The sequence below is a fragment of the Daejeonella sp. genome, from assembly GCF_030695525.1.
GTDB lineage: Bacteria > Bacteroidota > Bacteroidia > Sphingobacteriales > Sphingobacteriaceae > Daejeonella.
The window spans coordinates 28973-48126 of record NZ_JAUYSS010000045.1 but is presented as its reverse complement, the minus strand read 5'-3'; the positions used below and the strand labels follow the sequence as shown (position 1 = coordinate 48126).

Annotated in this window: 17 protein-coding genes; 13 read left to right on the top strand and 4 right to left on the bottom strand. The window is 39.6% G+C overall.

The features are described 5' to 3' along the window. Nucleotides 1–118: 118 nt before the first annotated feature. On the bottom strand, nt 119–1138 hold the full coding sequence (locus Q8S11_RS09745) for a Gfo/Idh/MocA family protein (RefSeq protein WP_305661902.1): 1020 nt from the start codon (nt 1136–1138) through the stop codon (nt 119–121). A 17-nt stretch (nt 1139–1155) separates the two neighbouring features. On the opposite strand from Q8S11_RS09745, the gene Q8S11_RS09740 reads away from it, so the two are divergent. The 4 genes from Q8S11_RS09740 (at nt 1156) to Q8S11_RS09725 (ending at nt 4863) form a co-directional block, all read left to right on the top strand. Next, a complete protein-coding gene (locus tag Q8S11_RS09740; RefSeq protein WP_305661901.1) occupies nt 1156–1941 on the top strand; it encodes an NYN domain-containing protein in 786 nt (261 codons plus the stop codon). A 204-nt stretch (nt 1942–2145) separates the two neighbouring features. Next, complete coding sequence (locus tag Q8S11_RS09735; protein WP_305661900.1) at nt 2146–2919, top strand: LiaI-LiaF-like domain-containing protein; 774 nt, start codon at nt 2146–2148, stop codon at nt 2917–2919. Between the two features lie 178 nt (nt 2920–3097). Continuing rightward, on the top strand, nt 3098–4120 hold the full coding sequence (locus Q8S11_RS09730; protein WP_305661899.1) for a sensor histidine kinase: 1023 nt from the start codon (nt 3098–3100) through the stop codon (nt 4118–4120). 2 nt (nt 4121–4122) lie between these two features. After that, nucleotides 4123–4863: a LytTR family DNA-binding domain-containing protein gene (locus Q8S11_RS09725; protein ID WP_305661898.1), complete on the top strand. Its 741-nt coding sequence runs from the start codon at nt 4123–4125 to the stop codon at nt 4861–4863. 97 nt (nt 4864–4960) lie between these two features. Here Q8S11_RS09725 and Q8S11_RS09720 read toward each other — a convergent pair whose 3' ends face one another. Both Q8S11_RS09720 and Q8S11_RS09715 read right to left on the bottom strand, forming a co-directional pair. Beyond that, nucleotides 4961–5851: a flavin reductase family protein gene (locus Q8S11_RS09720; protein WP_305661897.1), complete on the bottom strand. Its 891-nt coding sequence runs from the start codon at nt 5849–5851 to the stop codon at nt 4961–4963. Between the two features lie 235 nt (nt 5852–6086). After that, nucleotides 6087–7091 (bottom strand): fumarylacetoacetate hydrolase family protein, encoded by a 1005-nt coding sequence (locus tag Q8S11_RS09715; protein WP_305661896.1) that lies wholly within the window; start codon nt 7089–7091, stop codon nt 6087–6089. Between the two features lie 166 nt (nt 7092–7257). On the opposite strand from Q8S11_RS09715, the gene Q8S11_RS09710 reads away from it, so the two are divergent. From Q8S11_RS09710 to rodA, 9 genes are all read left to right on the top strand, one after another. Beyond that, entirely contained in the window at nt 7258–8424 is a 1167-nt protein-coding gene (locus tag Q8S11_RS09710) for a homogentisate 1,2-dioxygenase (RefSeq protein WP_305661895.1), read from the top strand. A 75-nt stretch (nt 8425–8499) separates the two neighbouring features. After that, nucleotides 8500–9624: a 4-hydroxyphenylpyruvate dioxygenase gene (gene hppD / locus Q8S11_RS09705; protein WP_305661894.1), complete on the top strand. Its 1125-nt coding sequence runs from the start codon at nt 8500–8502 to the stop codon at nt 9622–9624. A gap of 226 nt (nt 9625–9850) precedes the next feature. Then, nucleotides 9851–10429, top strand: a complete 579-nt coding sequence (gene purN, locus Q8S11_RS09700) for a phosphoribosylglycinamide formyltransferase (RefSeq protein ID WP_305661893.1) — start codon at nt 9851–9853, stop codon at nt 10427–10429. Between the two features lie 107 nt (nt 10430–10536). Next, nucleotides 10537–12063 carry a bifunctional phosphoribosylaminoimidazolecarboxamide formyltransferase/IMP cyclohydrolase gene (purH, locus tag Q8S11_RS09695; protein WP_305661892.1) on the top strand — a complete coding sequence of 509 codons (1527 nt, stop codon included), beginning with the start codon at nt 10537–10539 and terminating at the stop codon, nt 12061–12063. 96 nt (nt 12064–12159) lie between these two features. Continuing rightward, nucleotides 12160–13182, top strand: coding sequence for a rod shape-determining protein (locus Q8S11_RS09690; RefSeq protein WP_305365637.1), 1023 nt, complete (start codon nt 12160–12162; stop codon nt 13180–13182). Nucleotides 13183–13368: 186 nt separating this feature from the next. Then, nucleotides 13369–14196: a rod shape-determining protein MreC gene (gene mreC, locus Q8S11_RS09685; protein ID WP_305661891.1), complete on the top strand. Its 828-nt coding sequence runs from the start codon at nt 13369–13371 to the stop codon at nt 14194–14196. Continuing rightward, complete coding sequence (locus tag Q8S11_RS09680) at nt 14196–14711, top strand: rod shape-determining protein MreD (protein WP_305661890.1); 516 nt, start codon at nt 14196–14198, stop codon at nt 14709–14711. The genes mreC and Q8S11_RS09680 overlap by 1 nt, the downstream gene beginning before the upstream one ends. A gap of 267 nt (nt 14712–14978) precedes the next feature. Continuing rightward, nucleotides 14979–16886 carry a penicillin-binding protein 2 gene (gene mrdA / locus Q8S11_RS09675; RefSeq protein ID WP_305661889.1) on the top strand — a complete coding sequence of 636 codons (1908 nt, stop codon included), beginning with the start codon at nt 14979–14981 and terminating at the stop codon, nt 16884–16886. Next, nucleotides 16879–18138, top strand: coding sequence for a rod shape-determining protein RodA (rodA, locus tag Q8S11_RS09670; protein WP_305661888.1), 1260 nt, complete (start codon nt 16879–16881; stop codon nt 18136–18138). The genes mrdA and rodA overlap by 8 nt, the downstream gene beginning before the upstream one ends. Here rodA and Q8S11_RS09665 read toward each other — a convergent pair. Continuing rightward, nucleotides 18131–19045 carry a hypothetical protein gene (locus Q8S11_RS09665; RefSeq protein WP_305661887.1) on the bottom strand — a complete coding sequence of 305 codons (915 nt, stop codon included), beginning with the start codon at nt 19043–19045 and terminating at the stop codon, nt 18131–18133. The two genes, rodA and Q8S11_RS09665, sit on opposite strands and share 8 nt — an antisense overlap. Between the last annotated feature and the right edge of the window lie 109 nt (nt 19046–19154).

Here is a 19154-nt window from a genome sequence, read left to right as displayed (position 1 = left end):
AGGAAAAGTAGAGAGAAAATTATGAGATTTGATTTTTAATCTTACGATTTCAATTTCCCCGGACACTAGTGATTATCAACTCTTCATTCTCAACTGTCAACCCGATAGCTATCGTGTGTCAATTATCAATTATCAACTGACTAACCACATTCTCACACATCTCATGAGTAAGTAAGGCATCCTGCATACTGAATTGAGGGTTTGTTCCTTTCTCGAGTACCTGAAGAAAATCCTGAATAATATTTTCAAAACCTCGTTTCGACAAGGTCGATTCCCAGTCGTTAATCCCGCTTGAAATTTCGGTCTTTTGACGCATGGTACTTAGATTAGTCATATTAACAACGGTTTTCTTCACCTCGCTACTGAACACTTCTACTTTCTCCTCAAGAGTGCCCGAATCCCTGTTCATAATTCCAATTGCCGTGGCCCCATTCTCAGCAATCAGTTGAAGCACAGCATGAATCAATAATCCATCCCTTTTCATACCACTCACCAAAATTTCCTTAATTGGCACAGCAAAAAGGTAGCGCATGGTATCAATAACATGGATAAAATCATCGAAAACGAAGGTTCTTATATCACCCGGCAGAGAATGCCGATTCTTTTGAAGAATGATCATATTGGGGTTTTCAATCCGCTTCAGTTCCTGATATGCCGGAGCATACCTCCTGTTAAAGCCCGCCATCAAATTCAATCCCCTTTTTTCTGCGAGATCAAGGAGCCTTTTTGAAGAAGCATAATCATAAGTGATAGGCTTATCCACATATACATGAATATTATGCATAAGTAGCTGCACAATGATACTCTCATGTGATTCGGTAGCGGTATGTACAAAAGCTCCATTAATTCCGCTCCTAAGGATAGATTCAAGGCTGGAATGAAGATTTGAGATTCTGTATTGCCTTCCGATCCTTGCAAGACTTTCCTGATTACGGGTAAAAAGATGAATTTCAAGGTCTTTACTGCATAATATCGGCAGATATGCCTTTTGAGCTATATCTCCCAGTCCGATGATACCAATTTTTAACATGCAGGAAATTATCTTATCAATGATACAAAGAATAATGAAATTTCTGAAAGCAGGGAAACAAAAACGGATATTAATATTGCTAAAAGCTCTACCTTTATGAGAATACATAATAAAATTAAGAGTAAATGGAAATAACCAAAGATCTTAGGCTAGCAGTTCTCATAGATGCTGACAATGTCCCCTATGCGAATGTGAAACCCATGTTTCAGGAAATTGCAAAATATGGCACTCCAACATTTAAAAGAATTTACGCCGACTGGACAAAACCAACTGTATCAGGCTGGAAAAAGGTTTTACTGGAGAATGCCATCACCCCAATTCAGCAATACAGCTATTCAACGGGCAAAAATGCGAGCGACAGTGCGATGATCATTGATGCGATGGATATTTTATATTCGGGAAAGGTGGATGGATTTTGTATTGTTTCAAGCGACAGTGATTTTACCAGGCTTGCTACCCGCTTAAGGGAAGCTGGTATGATGGTTATTGGAATTGGAGAAAAGAAAACCTTGATACCTTTTATCACAGCATGTGATAAATTTATCTATATCGAGATCCTGAGTGCAGAAGAAAGCATAACAGAGGATCATGCATCAGATGAAACACCTTTGGCGAAACAATCAAAAAAAATCGTAAAGAAAAAAAATGCCCCACTGAGCAATATTGATAAAGAGCTAATCAAACTAATCAGCGACAGTATTTCTGATCTCGAAGATGAGAATGGATGGGCTTACCTGGGGAACCTTGGGAATTTACTACTGAAAAAGAAACCTGATTTCGACTCCAGAAATTATAATTATCCCAAGCTGCTTCCCCTGATCAAAAACCTGAATAAATTTGAATTTGATGAAAGGGTATCCGGTAAAGGGAATATCAAACACGTTTATATAAGGTTGAAAGGCGCAAATTGATAAATTAGCAAATGAGTAATGTGCAAATTAGTAAATTAGCAAATGAGCAAATTACCAGTAGTCAATTGTCAACTGTCAACTGTCAACTCAATTAATTTTTTCACCGACATTTTTACGACATTCACCGAGAAGAGCAGTAAACTCGCCTAATATGTATTTTACATCCGATCATAAGACCTTAGTTTTGAATCAAATAATATAGCCATGCAGAATTTTAACAGCTCAAATCAAAAATCAGGCAAAGCCTTAGTCGGCTTAGTTTTACTTGGACTGGGGTTCATACTTTTATTGCGCACTTTAGACATTTTCTTTATTCCATCATGGATTTTCAGCTGGCCTGTATTTCTGATACTGATAGGTGTTTTCATAGGATCTCGTCAGGGATATGATCGTCCCTCAGCGTTTATGCCTATTGCGATCGGTGCATTATTCCTGAGCAATAAGATTATTCCCGATATGGAACTTAGCAGATTTTTCTGGCCCTTTCTAATTATCGGACTTGGAACCTGGTTGGTATTTGGCCGAAAGAAGGGCTCTCATGCTGAAAATTTTATGAGTTGGGATAAAAGAGTAGACCCTGAAAATTCTGAAACAAACTTTACCGGCGAATCTCATGAGAGACCTGCTTCCGGCCCATTAACTGAAGACAAAATTGAATCCGTCTCCATTTTTGGGGGAGTAAAAAAGAATATAGTCTCTAAAGACTTCCAGGGCGGGGAAATAGTAAATTTCTTTGGAGGCTGTGAGATCAATTTGATGCAGGCTGACATCAAAGGCAGGGTAAAAATAGAAGTAGTACAGGTATTTGGAGGCACTAAAATTATTGTCCCTGCAAACTGGACCATACATTCAGAGATGGTCGCAGTTTTCGGGGGGATTGAAGACAAACGTCCTCCTCAGCTTAATGCAATACCGGATAAGATCCTTATAATAGAGGGTACATCCATATTTGGAGGAATAGATATTAAGAGCTTTTAGACTAGCAGAAGGATTTTCTGTTAAAAAAACATCTATTAACCTATAAATTATATACCTATGAACTGGTATGTCGCTAAACTTATTTTTGAACTGAGTCATCAAAAAGCACTATTGATCGGCCAAAATCAACAAACAGGTGTCACAACAACAATCTAATAGAAACCCCCATAACGGGGTTTTGTCAAGAAACAAGATCCTGCTGGTCATTGTCCAATGTATTGTTGCGAGTATTTTATCCCAATCGGCAATACTTTTATGGTTTGGATTCAGTTTTCAAACTTCATTATTGGACAGTACTGTCAGTATTTTACTGCTTGCAATCGCCTGCTATCTGATCGGAAACAATCTGAAATATTACCGGCCGGAGAAAAACAGGTATCTGCTCATGCTGATGTATTGCTCGATTCTTGCATCCCTTTGGCTGCTGGTCAATAATTGGGTACTTGACAGCATCATTTTAAATGACCCGCATTATAATGAGTTTTTATACAATTCATTACCTGTTCGATTTTTCATCGGACTCCTCATTATAGGTCTGATGGCCATGGTTAGTGTGGTATGGTATACACAGGAAGATCAGAAAGAGACAGAAAAAAGAAAACTTGAAGCTGAAACCCTGGCCAGAGATGCAGAACTCTATAACCTGAGACAGCAATTACAACCACACTTTCTATTTAACAGTCTAAACTCTATTACTGCATTAATCGGTAGCAGGCCTGAAGAAGCCAGAAAAATGATCCATCAATTATCAGATTTTCTTCGGGGAACGCTAAAAAAGGAAGATCAGCAGCCGGTTTCACTTATTGATGAACTGGAACATTTGCAATTATATCTTGACATAGAAAAAGTCAGATTTGGGCATCGTCTATCTACTGAAATATCATATAACGAGGCTTGCAAATCGAAATTACTTCCACCAATGCTGCTTCAGCCTATTGTAGAAAATGCAATAAAATTTGGTCTTTATGACACAACAGGTGTAGTTACCATCAGTATTTTTGCCGAATGCCTTGACAATGAGCTGCAAATCACCGTTCAAAACCCTTATGACCCGGATACTACACGTCCTAAACATGGAACCGGGTTCGGACTTAGCGGAGTGAAACGGAGATTGCATTTATTATTTGGAAGGACCGACCTATTGGAAACAACATCATATAGCCATATATTTACAACTATTGTAAAAATCCCTCAGGTATAAATATGCGAGTAGTTTTAATTGACGACGAGCCTCTGGCACGTTCTGTAGTGATTGAGTATCTTCAATCCTGGCCGGATCTTGAGATTGTTCAGGAATGCAGTGATGGTTTTGAAGGAGTAAAAGCAATTGCACAACATGAACCGGACCTTATTTTTCTGGATATTCAGATGCCTAAGATTAACGGATTTGAGATGCTCGAACTTATTGAACAGCCCCCTTCTGTAATATTTACAACTGCTTTTGATGAATATGCCATTAAGGCCTTTGAGGAGCATGCCGTTGATTATCTCCTGAAACCTTTTACCAAGGAACGCTTCAATAAAGCCGTTCAAAAATGGATGGATCAGCGGCAGGTAGCTGAGCCAAAGCAAAACACAAAACAACTCCTCGACAATATTCAAAACTCCAGCCTTAGAAATGAGCGTGTAGTAGTTAAAACTGGAACCAAGATCAAGATCATCCCGGTTAATGATATTCTTTTCCTGGCTGCGGATGATGATTATGTAAAAATTCATACGCCCGAGGGCTCATTTCTAAAAAACAAAACCATGGCCTATTTCGAAAAGCTATTGGGAGAAGAAGATTTCGTCAGGGTACACCGCTCTTATATTGTCAGGATTAATGAAATTACCAGAATTGACCCCTATGAAAAAGAGTCCCATCTCGCAATTCTGAAATCAGGGGAAAAGATTCCGGTTAGTAAAACGGGATACCCGAAATTGAGGCAGGTTTTGGGACTTTAATATAGTTGACAATTGATAGTTGACAATTACGAGATTACAGGCAACCTACAACAGATTTTCTTCAAACAGCAGCTTTCAAACTGTCAATTGTCCACTGTCAATTAATCAAAAGTACCTTCCAGGCCTTACTCACCTCCTTGGATTCAAGCAATTTTCTTGCATACTGATGGAGTTCCCTTTCCCTCGTTTTTGAATCACCGATTGTAGCATCAAGAATATTCCTAAGCTCCGGATCTTTCCTGTATGCATCAATTTCTTCATCAGATGGCAGGCTTTCTACATTGCCAAGTTGCCCCAGATTATTTCCGGTCAAAATTTCTGAGTTTCGGATAGAGGCAGGCAGGGAATCTACTCCAATACCGATTGTACGAACCGGTTTTGTGACCTCAAATAAATTGTCAATACCAACCCTGCAATACCAATCCCCTCCCAATCTAGCAACAAGATCAATTTTGGCCTGATCAATCTTACCGGATTCATCCAGAATATCTTCCTTAATGTGTATTCGTTTGATCTCCGCCAGAACCAGGTTACCGGCACCTGCATTTTCACCCAAAGGAATCACCTGCCTGATCAAACACTCCATTTGCACAGGAGACTCTGCAACACGGGGTGGCTTTACCAGTTCAGAAGGAAGCTGTGTAAATCCTGCTTTAACAAACTCATTTACACCTTTTGGGTACTCCACACTGGCCAGAGAAGTTTGCTGTACCATATCATAATTCACGATATTGATCACACATTCAGGCACTTCAAGAATATTTTCAAGACTATGTTTTGTGGTATTATCCCTTACCCGGCGTGAAGGTGAAAACACGCATATCGGGGGATTAATGCTGAAAATATTAAAGAAACTGAAGGGACTTAAATTAACATTCCCTAGTTGGTCAATCGTCGAAACAAAACAAATCGGCCTTGGTGCGACTGCATATTGCAGATAATTCTGAAGTTCAGCCGGCTTTAGATCGGCGGTGTTTATTGTCAGCATATATTTAACTACTAGTATGTCTTTGCGAGGAGGCCCGACGATCAGTATGGGGATTGCTTCTCTACACTCGCAATGACACCATGACTGTCATTGCGAGGAGGCCCGCCTGACCGGACGAGCAGGTACGACGAAGCAATCTTATGATATCCGCTCCTGACAGCTATGGTACGGTGACAACACCGACCACAGGGTAATGGTACGGTGACAACACCGACCACAGGGAAATCTATACTCACTATGAACTTTTCTTCTTTAATTTCAAAATAGACCAGTCTGTATTTGCTTTTCTGATTGTATTGGTTAAACGTCCTAATCCGGTAATTTCCATTTCAACAATATCCCCCGGCTGCAACCATTGCGTTTTATAGTCCGGGTCATTTAGCAAACCAGTACCATTCAATTCAAGAAAACATCCGGTTCCAACAGTTCCTGATCCGATTACATCCCCGGGCAGAATATCTACCCCATAAGAACAACGTTCAATGATCTCGGCAAAAGTCCAGTCCATATCCCCCATCGACCCCGAAGATACTTCTATCCCGTTTACCCAGCATTTCATCTCCAGCGCATAAGCATTCCCTGTATGCCCGGGTTTTGCAGGCGTTTTATATTGCTCCAATTCATCGGGAGTAACCAGCCAGGGGCCAATTACTGTCGAAAAATCCTTGCCCTTGGCAGGACCCAGATTGAGCAGCATCTCTTCCATCTGTAAGGTGCGGGCACTCAAATCGTTCATAATCATATATCCGGCGATATAAGAATCGGCTTCAGATGCACGGATATTCCGCCCCTTTTTGCCAATAACAATGGCTGCCTCCAGTTCAAAATCAAGTTTTTCAAAATGATCAGGCATACATTCAACATCACCCATTCCCTGGATAGAATTATGATTTGTAAAATAAAAAATTGGATACTGATCAAATTCAGGAATCATCTCAACCCGCCTGTTCTTTCTTGCAGAGGCAACATGCTGTCTGAAAGCATAAGCATCACGACAGGAACTGGGATGTGGTACCGGAGCCAATACTTCAAAAAATATTTCTTCCTTTGCTTTCTGTTTACCCGATTTAATTTCTTCATTTACCTTTTTGGCCCGCTCCATTAATTCCTCACCCCCACTCAAAAACTCATTCATATTGTCGGGGATAAGTTTATCGCAGGAATTCAGATTGTAAATATGTCCGTTAATGAACAAGCCAAGGTGTTCACGATCTTCAGTTTTATAGGTAATTAATTTCATGAAAGATATAATTAGGTTAGCAGCTATTCAAAACTAATGAATTTTGCTTAGCCTTTATTAATTCACCAAAAAAACAAGGAAAGATGCCATCATAAACATATTTCAGTTTCCAATAAAGAAACGCTTACTTTGTATTACCAATTATTTATACAATAAATTCTAATCTATGCCTGTTTATCATACATTAGGATCTATTCCTCATAAGCGTCATACTGCCTTCCGCAAACCAAATGGTGTGTTGTATGCTGAGGAATTGGTCTCTACTGAGGGATTTTCCAGTCTGTATTCCCTGGTTTATCATTGCCATCCTCCAACAATAGTAAAGGAACTGGGTGAACCTTATTCAGTTGAACCGAAGATTGCAAGAGCAAAACATCTTCGCCATACCAGCCTGGTTGGCTTTAAGATCAAACCCGAAGATGATTATCTGCAGAGCCGTAAGCCGGTGCTGGTGAACAGCGACCTTCATATTTCGCTTGCAGCTCCCCGCCATTCAATGACGGACTATTATTATAAGAATAGCCAGGCTGATGAGGTTATTTTCATCCACGAGGGCAGCGGAACATTGAAAACCGGTTTCGGAAAAATACCATTTCAATATGGAGACTATCTTGTGGTTCCCCGGGGTACGATTTACCAGATGGAATTCAATACTGAAGACAACAGGCTGTTTATAATCGAAAGTTTTAGTCCGATACGTACTCCAAAACGCTACCGAAATGAATGGGGACAGCTAATGGAACATTCCCCTTTTTGTGAGCGTGATATCAAACGCCCGGCCGGTCTTGAAACTCATGACGAAGCTGGAGATTTTAAAATACTGATTAAAAAACAAGGCCTGATCTATCCCTATACTTATGGTACACATCCTTTTGACTTTATAGGTTGGGATGGTTTTCATTATCCATGGGCATTTTCAATTCACGATTTTGAACCAATTACCGGAAGAATTCATCAACCGCCACCTGTTCATCAGACTTTCGAGGGACATAATTTCGTGATCTGCTCATTTTGTCCGCGAAAATATGATTATCACCCCGATGCAATTCCTGCTCCGTACAATCATAGTAATGTTGACAGTGACGAAGTGCTCTATTATGTGGATGGCGATTTTATGAGTCGTAAAAGTGTTGTTAAGGGACAGATAACCCTTCATCCCGGAGGAATTCCTCATGGTCCGCATCCGGGCACGGTTGAAAAATCAATTGGAAAAGAAAGAACTGAAGAATTGGCAGTAATGATCGATCCTTTTAAACCTTTAATGCTCACAGATTACGCACTAAGTATTGAGGATGAAGATTATCATAAAAGCTGGCAGGAGAATGTAGAGTAAGTTCAATTGGATGATTTGAAGATTTGAAGATTTGAAGATTTCAAAATTAGGTAAACAATAATTAATACCAGAAAAATGAAAACAGGAACTATAGCAGCAGATATACAGACAACAGATTTTCTTCCCCTGAAAGGAACTGATTATATAGAATTATATGTTGGAAATGCTAAACAGGCGGCACATTTTTATAAGACAGCCTTCGGTTTTCAAAGTCTGGCCTATGCCGGCCCGGAAACTGGTGTAAAAGATCGTGCATCTTACGTTCTTGTTCAAAACAAGATCAGACTGGTTCTGACCACTCCATTATTCCCCGATCATCCCATTTCTGAACAACTGACCCGCCATGGTGATGGGGTTAAAATTATTGCCCTATGGGTTGATGATGCCTATGATGCACACTATCAAACCACATCCCGGGGGGCTGAAACTTACCTTGATCCTCAAACGCTGGAAGATGATTACGGACAAGTTAGAATGAGCGGTATTTATACCTATGGCGAGACTGTACACATGTTTGTTGAACGAAAAAACTACAATGGCCTGTTCATGCCCGGATATGAAAAATGGGAAAGCACTTATAATCCGGAACCGACCGGACTGCTTTATGTGGACCATTGTGTAGGCAATGTGGGATGGAATCAGATGGATAAATGGGTAAAATTCTATGAGGATGTAATGGGCTTCAAAAATATCCTGACTTTTGATGATAAGCAGATCTCCACAGAATATTCAGCTTTAATGAGCAAAGTGATGAGTAACGGAAATGGCTATGTGAAATTTCCGATCAATGAACCTGCAGAAGGTAAAAAACGTTCACAGGTTGAAGAATATCTGGATTTTTATGGTGATGAAGGAGTTCAGCATATTGCTATTGCAACCAATGACATCGTAGACACCGTAAGCAAATTAGAGGACCGGGGGGTAGAGTTTTTAAAGGTCCCTGCAATTTACTATGATGATCTGGAAGCAAGGGTAGGTAAAATAGAAGAAGATATTGAGCCGCTTAAAAACTTAGGAATTCTGGTCGACCGGGATGAAGAAGGCTATTTACTCCAGATTTTTACGAAACCTGTTGAGGATCGGCCCACCTTATTTTTTGAGATCATTCAGCGCAAAGGAGCGAAATCATTCGGAGCCGGAAATTTCAAAGCACTTTTCGAAGCTTTGGAGAGAGAACAGGAAGCGAGGGGGAACCTTTAAGGGATTTGATGATTTGAAGATGGGATGATTTGAAGATGGGGGCAATCTAAGATTTGTCTATTGATTGTTTTTAATTACCTAATCCACCTAATCGACAACTCTCCATCATTTGCTAATTTTCAAATTTGCTAATTTGCTAATTCCTCACATGGACAAATTGACAAATTGTCTCAGATCATTTCCATAAAACCCTCAAAATAATATCTTTGTTAAAAATAAAACAATCTTGAAGAAACGTATCGCAATTTTCGCATCCGGGTCAGGGTCAAATGCTCAAAAGATTATGGAGCATTTCAAAAAACACATAGATGCTGAAGTTGTTATTGTTCTGACCAACAATCCTGAAGCTTACGTATTGCAGCGTGCCGATAATTTTGAGATTCCATCGCATATATTCGATAAGCATGAATTCTACAAAACAAACAATGTAGTTGATATTTTAAAAAACCTGCAAATAGACCTGATTGTTTTGGCAGGTTTTATGTGGCTCATTCCAGAGAACCTTTTAAAAGCATTTCCGAATAAGATTATCAATATTCACCCTGCACTGCTTCCTAAATATGGCGGAAAAGGCATGTACGGTGAGCGCGTACACCGGGCAATTCTTGAAGCCCATGAGGAAGAATCGGGTATTACCATACACTTTGTTAATGAACATTTTGATGAAGGTGAAATTATTCATCAGTCACGTTTCAGAATTGAACCAGGTGATGATCTGGAAATGGTCAAGTTCAAGGGTCAGCAACTGGAGCATTTACACTATCCGAAAGTGGTGGAGCAATTGTTAAAAAAGATGAAGTCTTAGTATACTTTCTTCAGTAATTATTCATACTCAGCTTAGATTTTTCAGCAAAATTTTCACATCAAACCAATCAAAAAAACTATCTTTGCGGCTTCAAGTATTAAATATCCATGAGCCATCCTGTCAAGATCAAAAACGCTTTAATTTCAGTCTACTATAAAGATAATTTAGAACCGCTAATTCGCCAGTTACATGAACAGGGGGTCGTTTTTTATTCGACCGGGGGTACCGAAAAATTCATTTCTGAACTTGGTATAAATGTGATTGCGGTTGAAGATCTGACTGGATACCCATCAATCTTGGGCGGACGGGTGAAAACCTTGCATCCAAAAGTTTTCGGAGGCATCCTGAACCGTCGGGAAAATAAAGAAGATAAGGCTCAGATTGGTCAATATGAAATTCCGGAAATTGATCTTGTTATTGTAGACCTCTACCCTTTTGAGGAGACCGTCAGTTCAGGAGCTTCAGATGATGATATCATCGAGAAAATTGATATTGGAGGAATATCCCTGATACGTGCTGCAGCCAAGAATTTTAATGATGTGGTTATTATTGCTTCTAAAGATGATTATAAAACTTTAGGTGATATTTTAGCTGAAAACGGAGGCTATACCACACTTAGTCACCGTAAGGCTTTTGCACGTCAGGCATTTAACGTTTCATCGCACTATGATACTGCGATTTTTAAATATTTTAATCAGGAAGATCCTTTAAAAGTTTTTAAATACAGTGAACAAAAGTCCAGTACGCTTCGATATGGCGAAAATCCACATCAGAATGGTGTTTTCTATGGAGATTTGGATAAAATGTTCAACAAGCTAAATGGTAAAGAACTCTCTTATAATAATCTAGTTGATGTAGACGCTGCAGTTGCCCTGATTGATGAGTTTGATGAACCTACTTTTGCAATACTTAAGCATACCAATGCCTGTGGAATTGCAAGTAAGGAATCTATACTTGAGTCATGGAAAGCAGCACTAGCCTGTGATCCCGTTTCTGCTTTTGGTGGAGTTTTGATCTGCAATAGGGAAATTGATGAAGAAACAGCTACTGAAATCAACAATCTGTTTTTTGAAGTGCTTATTGCCCCTTCATTTGCAGAGCACGCGAAACAAATATTAACTACGAAGAAGAATCGAATCCTACTTAAAAGAAATGATGTTAAACTTCCTTCTAAACAATTTAAAACATTGTTGAACGGAGTAATTGAACAGGATAAAGATATGCTGATGGAAACCACAGCAGAGATGAAACCTGTAACTGACCGTAAACCAACAGAACAACAATTAAAAGACCTGGTGTTTGCTAATAAGATTGTAAAACATACCAAATCAAATACGATTGTACTTGCCAGAAATGCTTGTCTGATTGCAAGTGGTGTTGGCCAGACCTCCCGTGTTGATGCACTTCAGCAAGCAATTGTGAAGGCAAAGGCCTTTCATTTTGATCTAGAAGGAAGTGTCATGGCTTCTGATGCCTTTTTCCCTTTCCCTGACTGTGTTGAAATTGCTGCTGACGCAGGAGTTGTGATGATTTTACAGCCCGGAGGATCAATTAAAGATCAGGAATCCATTGATATGGCGAATGCCAAGGGAGTGGGCATGGTTACAACAGGCATCAGACACTTTAAACATTAATAAAACGCTTTCGATAAAATCATATGGTTTTATACTACCATGATTGATAAAAGAGTTTAACTTAGTAAATACATTTTCAACACGATAAGAAATAAAATGGGATTATTTAATTGGTTTACACAAGAGATTGCAATTGACCTGGGTACAGCAAATACTCTGATAATACATAACGATAAAGTTGTAGTTGATGAGCCTTCAATTGTGGCTTTTGACCGTACTACAAATAAAGTTATTGCTATCGGGCGACAGGCTATGCAGATGGAGGGTAAAACCCATGATAATATCCGTACAGTTCGACCATTAAAAGACGGAGTAATTGCCGACTTTAATGCCGCAGAATATATGATCAGGGGGATGATTAAAATGATTAACAATGGCAAAGGCTGGTTTTTCCCATCCCTTCGAATGGTAATTTGTATTCCCTCAGGCATTACTGAAGTTGAAAAACGCGCGGTTCGCGATTCTGCCGAGATTGCGGGGGCTAAAGAAGTTTACCTGATCCATGAGCCGATGGCAGCAGCGGTGGGTATTGGTATTGATGTGGAAGAACCGATGGGAAATATGATCATCGATATTGGTGGCGGAACTACCGAGATTGCGGTTATTGCACTTTCCGGAATTGTTTGCGACCAGTCTATCCGTGTAGCCGGGGATAATTTTGACAGTGATATTGTTCAATACATCCGGAGACAGCATAATATCATGATCGGTGACCGTACAGCAGAGAAGATTAAAATTGAAGTAGGTGCCGCACTACCTGAACTTAGCGATCCACCTGCAGACTATGCAGTACAGGGTCGTGATCTGATGACCGGTGTTCCTAAACAAATTACAGTTTCATATACTGAAATCGCTCATTGCCTTGACAAATCGATTTCGAAAATCGAGGAAGCGATATTGAAAGCATTAGAGATCACTCCACCTGAACTTTCTGCAGATATTTATCAGACTGGTATTTATTTAACAGGCGGCGGTGCATTATTGCGTGGATTGGATAAGCGTATTGGTGCAAAAACCAAACTTCCAGTTCACGTAGCTGAAGATCCTTTGCGTGCAGTAGTCAGGGGAACCGGTATCGCTCTGAAGAATATCGGGAATTTTAAATTTTTAATGCAATAAGTGGTAAGTAATATGTTATAAATTGTAAGTTATAGGTTTAGTTTATTTCTACAATTACTAATACAATACATATTAATGTTAACCTTTCCATTAAAATGACCCCAAATTTTAGCTATTTAGTTTGAAGTATGAATGAATTTCCATTTAAAACTTACGACTTAATACTTATAACTTATAACTTGGAGTATGCGTAACCTCTGGCTTTTCATCAGTAAGTACAACGCATTTTTTTTGCTGGTAATCTTCTTCACTATTTCCTTAATCCTGCTGGTCAATAATAATTCATACCAGCGTGCCAGTGTGTGGAATTCATCTAATCAGTTAGCAGGTGCTGCATATGAACGGGTAAATGAGTTTAGCAGCTACCTTGTTCTGGGGAAGACCAACGATAGCCTGGCGGCAGAGAATGCCCGACTCAGAAACCTGCTCAAATCATCCTTTTATAGTGACAGTATCAGCCAGAAAACAGTTCAGGATAGCCTACTTAAACAACAATACACCTATACCGTTGCCAGGGTAATCAATAATTCGGTACACCAAAAGAATAATTATTTAACAATCAACAGGGGCAGCAGGCATGGGATAAAGAAAGGAATGGGTGTTATTGCGTCCAGCGGCGTTGTTGGCATTATTTTAAATGTTTCCGCGAATTTTTCAACTGTGCGTTCCCTGCTGCACACTGAAACAAAAATCAGTGCAAGTGTAGAAGGAAATATTGGCTCTCTGGTCTGGGGAGAAGGGAATTATGATTCGCGATTTGCCCTTCTGAAAGATATCCAAAGCCATTTGACTATTAAAAAAGGGGCAAGGGTAATCACTTCGGAGTTCTCGCTTTTCCCGCCGGGCACCAATGTTGGTTATGTAACCGAGTCGGATACAAGGGATGGAAATAGTGCCCTGAACATTCAGGTAAAACTGGATACCGATTTTGCAAAATTACAATACGTTTATGTAATCATTAATCTGCTTTCAGAAGAACAGTTGAATTTGGAAGCCCAAAATAAAGTTGAATAATGGGACGGGCACTGATCATAAATAGTATCCGTTTTATTGTGCTCATTGCAGCTCAGGTATTTCTGTTTAAAAATCTTGGTTATTATAATCTGAGTATTCCTTATCTCTATATCCTGTTTATTCTCCTCCTCCCATTCGGAATACCAAATACACTGCTATTTATGCTGGCCTTCTTTGCAGGCATTACTGTTGATGTGTTTTACGATACTCTTGGTCTGAATGCAATTGCCTGTACGGTAATGGCATTTGTCAGAATTGTATTTATTTCTGTAACCGTACAGCGCGATGGTTTTGATAATGAACCTGAACCCAGTCTGGGGATAATGGGATTCAGATGGTTTGTCTTTTACGCAATTATCCTAACCTTTTTTCATCATCTGATCTTATTCAGTTTTGAAACCTTTAAATTTTCGGAACTGGGTTTCACCCTGCTTCGCGTTATTCTGAGTACTTTTTTTACCGTGTTCCTGATTCTGATCACTGAATTTGCCTTTTTCCGTAAGAAGGTTAGGTAATTTATTTGAATTTCTTGATTCCTTATCGGTAAAATAAGGGGAATATTGACTAAAGCCGGATTTCATGATGCTGCAGAATTAGAATTTTTACCTGAAGTTAATCTGCAGGAACAAGTATAAATAATTAGAAAGGGCTTATGCCTCCAGTATAAATTCTTTCTTACTTTTACGGTTTAATATAAACAGCTAAAAAGAAAATTTTCCGGGTATTTGGTTTATTGAAATTATGCTATTGAGAAGGAAAAAATCTTTATTTGATCAGAATTAATGAATAGTTTTTTTGCGAGAAAGTTTGTGGTTCAGGGAATTTTTATTTCCATAACCATTATACTGCTCATGCGTCTGTTTTATATTCAGGTAATCAGCGATGAGTACATTCTCTCTGCAGAGAACAATGTGATCAGAAGATTACCTATTTATCCCGCACGTGGGGTTATCCTTGACAGAAATAAAAATATATTGGTACAAAATGAGCCGGTCTATGATCTGATGGTTATTCCCAGGGAAGTGAAGCCATTCGATACGATTGAATTCTGCAATCTTATCGGGATTGATAAAACAGGATTTGACAGAAGATTTAAAAGAGCCAGTTCCTATTCACCATACAAAGCCTCTATTTTTGAAAAACAGCTTTCTGTACAGGTATACGCCTCGTTTCAGGAGAAGCTTAGCAATTTTTCCGGATTTTTTGTGCAAAACAGAACTGTAAGAAGGTACCCCGATAGTATTGCTGCCCATTTTCTCGGTTATATCGGGGAGGTCAATCAAAAGGTTATAGAAAACTCCAAAGGCTTTTACACACAAGGAGACTATCACGGAATTACAGGTGTAGAACGATCTTATGAAGAATTATTAAGAGGTCAGCGGGGAGTACAAAACCTAATGGTAGATGCGTTAAACCGTCCGAAAGGGAACTATGCAGACGGAAAATATGATACGGTTGCAGTTGCGGGTGAACATATGATTTCCTCGCTTGATAAGGATTTGCAAAAACTGGGAGAGCAATTGATGAAGAACAAGATCGGCAGTATTGTTGCCATCGAACCTTCCACAGGCGAGATATTATCATTCGTCAGCAGCCCGGGTTATGATCCAAACCTGATGGTTGGCCGTCAGCGTGGCAATAATTATATGGCTTTGCTCAATGATACGTACAAACCAATGTTTGTTCGCCCGATACAGGCAGAATATCCTCCCGGCTCAATTTTTAAGGTTGTCAATGCCCTTGTCGCCCAGCAGTTCGGATCAATTAATGAGAATACTTATTTCTTTTGCCCGGGTGGCTACCGTTATGGACGCCAGGGTTTTATGGGCTGCACGCATGTTCATGGTTCAATTGGGCTAAAAGGTTCAATTACAGAATCATGCAATACCTACTATGGCTATACTTATGCCAGAATGATTGACCAGGCAGGTATGCGACCTGTAAATGCCTATAAAAAATGGCGTACAGCCGTTTCAGCATTTGGCATCGGGACTGCCCTGGGAATTGACTTGCCAGGAGAACGCAATGGACTCCTGCCTGAGGCCGAATACTATACCAAACGCTTCAAGAACGACAAATGGGGTTCTCCATTTACGATATCCTTGTCTATTGGTCAGGGAGAATTGGGAATAACCCCGCTACAAATGGCAAATGTGATGGCTATTGTAGCTAACCGCGGCTTTTTTTATAAGCCACACCTGATTAAGGCAATCGGGGATAAAAATGTAATCAAAGAAGAATACCTGAAAAAGAACAGTGCCGGCATCGATCCCCAATATTTTGATGTGATTATAGATGGGATGAGTGCCGTGGTAAACCAGCCAAGCGGTACAGCCTGGTATTCAAGAATTCCGGAAATTGAAATGTGCGGTAAAACAGGTACAGTTCAAAATCCGCATGGAAAGGATCACTCTGTTTTTGTTGCATTTGCACCCCGGGAGAATCCTAAAATAGCCATTGCTGTAGTTGTTGAGAATGCTGGGTTCGGATCAACCTGGTCGGCACCAATTGCGAGCCTGATGGTTGAAAAATACATTAATAAAAAAATCAACAGACCAAAAGCCTATATGGATCGGCTAATGGACGCAAACCTGCTGCCGGGTTCAGCCAAAGTGATCAGGAAACCTGATAAAGACAGTACCAACAATAAAACGGTTTTAACAGAAGCAAAGGTGAAATCAAATGAATAATCAACGCAGCCTCTTTTTTAATGTAGACTGGTTTATCATATTAACCTATGTGACCTTGTGCATTATTGGTTGGTTCAACATCCATGCAGCTGTTTATGACCCAATGAATCCAAGTATAATTGATCTGGATACCAATTATGGCAAACAACTGATCTTCATTATTTCAGCATTCATAATTGGCTTTGCTATCCTGCTGTTTGACAACAAGTTTTTCAATACCTTTTCTCCGGTCTTCTATGGCATTACCATTTTGCTTCTTATCCTAGTTCTGATCATCGGTCGTAATGTGGGAGGAAATCAGGCCTGGATCCCTATCGGCAGTTTCAGGCTTCAACCATCAGAATTTGCCAAATTTGCCACCTGTTTATTACTGGCAAGATATCTAAGCTCTGGTACAATTAAGGTGCAGGATATCAGAACACAGATAACTGCGGCATTCATTATTCTATTGCCTACAGCACTTATTTTGTTGCAGCCTGATGCCGGTTCCGCATTGACCTTCAGTTCCCTGATTCTGGTATTATATCGGGAGGGGCTTTCAGGCTATTTTCTCATCATCGAAGGGCTCTCTATCCTACTCTTTATACTGACGGTTTTATACAATAAATACATTGTACTTGTTGGTGTTATTGCACTGGCAGGTATCCTGATTTATTTTTATCGCAAAAGCAGGAAATCCTTAACCATCATTGGTTCAGGATTTCTTTTTTCTGTTTTATTTATATTTTCTGTTGATTTTGCCTATAACAAGATCCTGAAACCCCATCAAAAGAACCGGATTGATGTCATCCTGGGAAAGGTAAATGACCCACGTGGAATAGGATATAATTTAAATCAATCCAAAATTGCTATCGGCTCAGGTGGCTTATGGGGTAAGGGATATCTTCAGGGTACACAAACCAAATATAACTTCGTTCCTGAACAAAGTACCGACTTCATTTTCTGTACGGTTGGTGAAGAATGGGGCTTTGCAGGTTGTTTCCTTGTGATCTGCTTATACCTCTTCCTGTTAATTAGAATTGTAAATATTGCAGAACGACAGCGATCCTCTTTTGCGAGAATCTATGGTTATGGAGTAGCTTCGATCTTGTTCTTCCACATTTTCATAAATATTGGGATGACCATTGGATTAATTCCGGTGATTGGCATCCCTCTCCCCTTCTTAAGTTATGGCGGGTCTTCCCTGTGGAGTTTTACGATCCTGCTATTTATACTGCTTAAATTTGATTCTAACCGAATGGGAATTATTTAGAAAAGCGTTTGTTCAAAATTTCATAGAATTTATCGGCAACGATCTGTTTTTCAGCCCAATTATTCTTCGAAGAATAGTTTTGCTTCAGAAAATTATCAGCAGACTCAAAACTTTCAAAGCGATTCAAAATTTCTATAGCTTCACTATAGGCAAGACTGTAGCCATTGAAAAGATCCCTTACAAATAATAATTTATCATTCAGATTAATCAGACTTTTAAGGTCTTTTACCTGGCGGTGGACAAACTGGCTGGAAACCGTACCTTGAGAAGATTGAGAGGCAAGTATCTCATTAATTGTGCGGGGCTTTTCTTCAGCTTCAGACCCTGCGGTACTGGTGGCCGGTTCTTCCAAATTATTTTCTTCAAAGATTTTAAACTCCGGACTTAATTCTGTCTTGGAAAACTCTTCTTTAACCGGTTCAGGCTCTATTGATTCCTCAATTTTCATTTCAAAATCACTTCCAGTCTGAGCTTTCAACTGCGTTTTCTGCTCGATTACCTCTATTTCTTCGACTGTGAGCGGCCGATCAAATAAATCCTGCGCAGCCTTCTCTTCAAAGTCGAATGATTGTATAGATTCATCCTTAATCTCAAATTTCCATTCAGGAATAGTATTCACTGATTCTTCTTCAATTATAAGGTTTTCAGCAGGTTTCTCCTGTATTCGTGTCTCCGGGCTTATGGTCACAGGAGGAATAGAAGGCTCTGGTTCCAGGCTATGCGGTTTCGAGTTCTGATTAAGCTTCCGAAGAATTGTAATATGATCACATAAAAAATCTGCATTGGCAGCAAAAAGCTCAAGTTCAAGTTCATTCAGATTTTCGGGATCCTGGGATAGATAATCATATTGCTCATTCAATTCTGCAATAATTCCGGCAACTTTCTTAAAGATTTCTTTCTTATTCATTCTAGTTCGAATATGGGGGCTGTGTAGGTTGAATCAGCCCGAAAATAGCAACAAGGCAAAAAGCCACACCCAAATATAAGCACATTTATCAAATGTATTGACTAAATAG

Coding starts and splice junctions, on each gene's coding strand:
- Q8S11_RS09710 (WP_305661895.1), top strand. CDS start 7,258: ATGCCTGTTTATCATACATTAGGATCTATTCCTCATAAGCGTCATACT.
- mreC (WP_305661891.1), top strand. CDS start 13,369: ATGCGTAACCTCTGGCTTTTCATCAGTAAGTACAACGCATTTTTTTTG.
- Q8S11_RS09715 (WP_305661896.1), bottom strand. CDS start 7,091: ATGAAATTAATTACCTATAAAACTGAAGATCGTGAACACCTTGGCTTG.
- Q8S11_RS09735 (WP_305661900.1), top strand. CDS start 2,146: ATGCAGAATTTTAACAGCTCAAATCAAAAATCAGGCAAAGCCTTAGTC.
- mrdA (WP_305661889.1), top strand. CDS start 14,979: ATGAATAGTTTTTTTGCGAGAAAGTTTGTGGTTCAGGGAATTTTTATT.
- Q8S11_RS09745 (WP_305661902.1), bottom strand. CDS start 1,138: ATGTATTCTCATAAAGGTAGAGCTTTTAGCAATATTAATATCCGTTTT.
- Q8S11_RS09690 (WP_305365637.1), top strand. CDS start 12,160: ATGGGATTATTTAATTGGTTTACACAAGAGATTGCAATTGACCTGGGT.
- rodA (WP_305661888.1), top strand. CDS start 16,879: ATGAATAATCAACGCAGCCTCTTTTTTAATGTAGACTGGTTTATCATA.
- Q8S11_RS09720 (WP_305661897.1), bottom strand. CDS start 5,851: ATGCTGACAATAAACACCGCCGATCTAAAGCCGGCTGAACTTCAGAAT.
- hppD (WP_305661894.1), top strand. CDS start 8,500: ATGAAAACAGGAACTATAGCAGCAGATATACAGACAACAGATTTTCTT.
- purH (WP_305661892.1), top strand. CDS start 10,537: ATGAGCCATCCTGTCAAGATCAAAAACGCTTTAATTTCAGTCTACTAT.
- Q8S11_RS09725 (WP_305661898.1), top strand. CDS start 4,123: ATGCGAGTAGTTTTAATTGACGACGAGCCTCTGGCACGTTCTGTAGTG.
- Q8S11_RS09740 (WP_305661901.1), top strand. CDS start 1,156: ATGGAAATAACCAAAGATCTTAGGCTAGCAGTTCTCATAGATGCTGAC.
- Q8S11_RS09665 (WP_305661887.1), bottom strand. CDS start 19,045: ATGAATAAGAAAGAAATCTTTAAGAAAGTTGCCGGAATTATTGCAGAA.
- Q8S11_RS09680 (WP_305661890.1), top strand. CDS start 14,196: ATGGGACGGGCACTGATCATAAATAGTATCCGTTTTATTGTGCTCATT.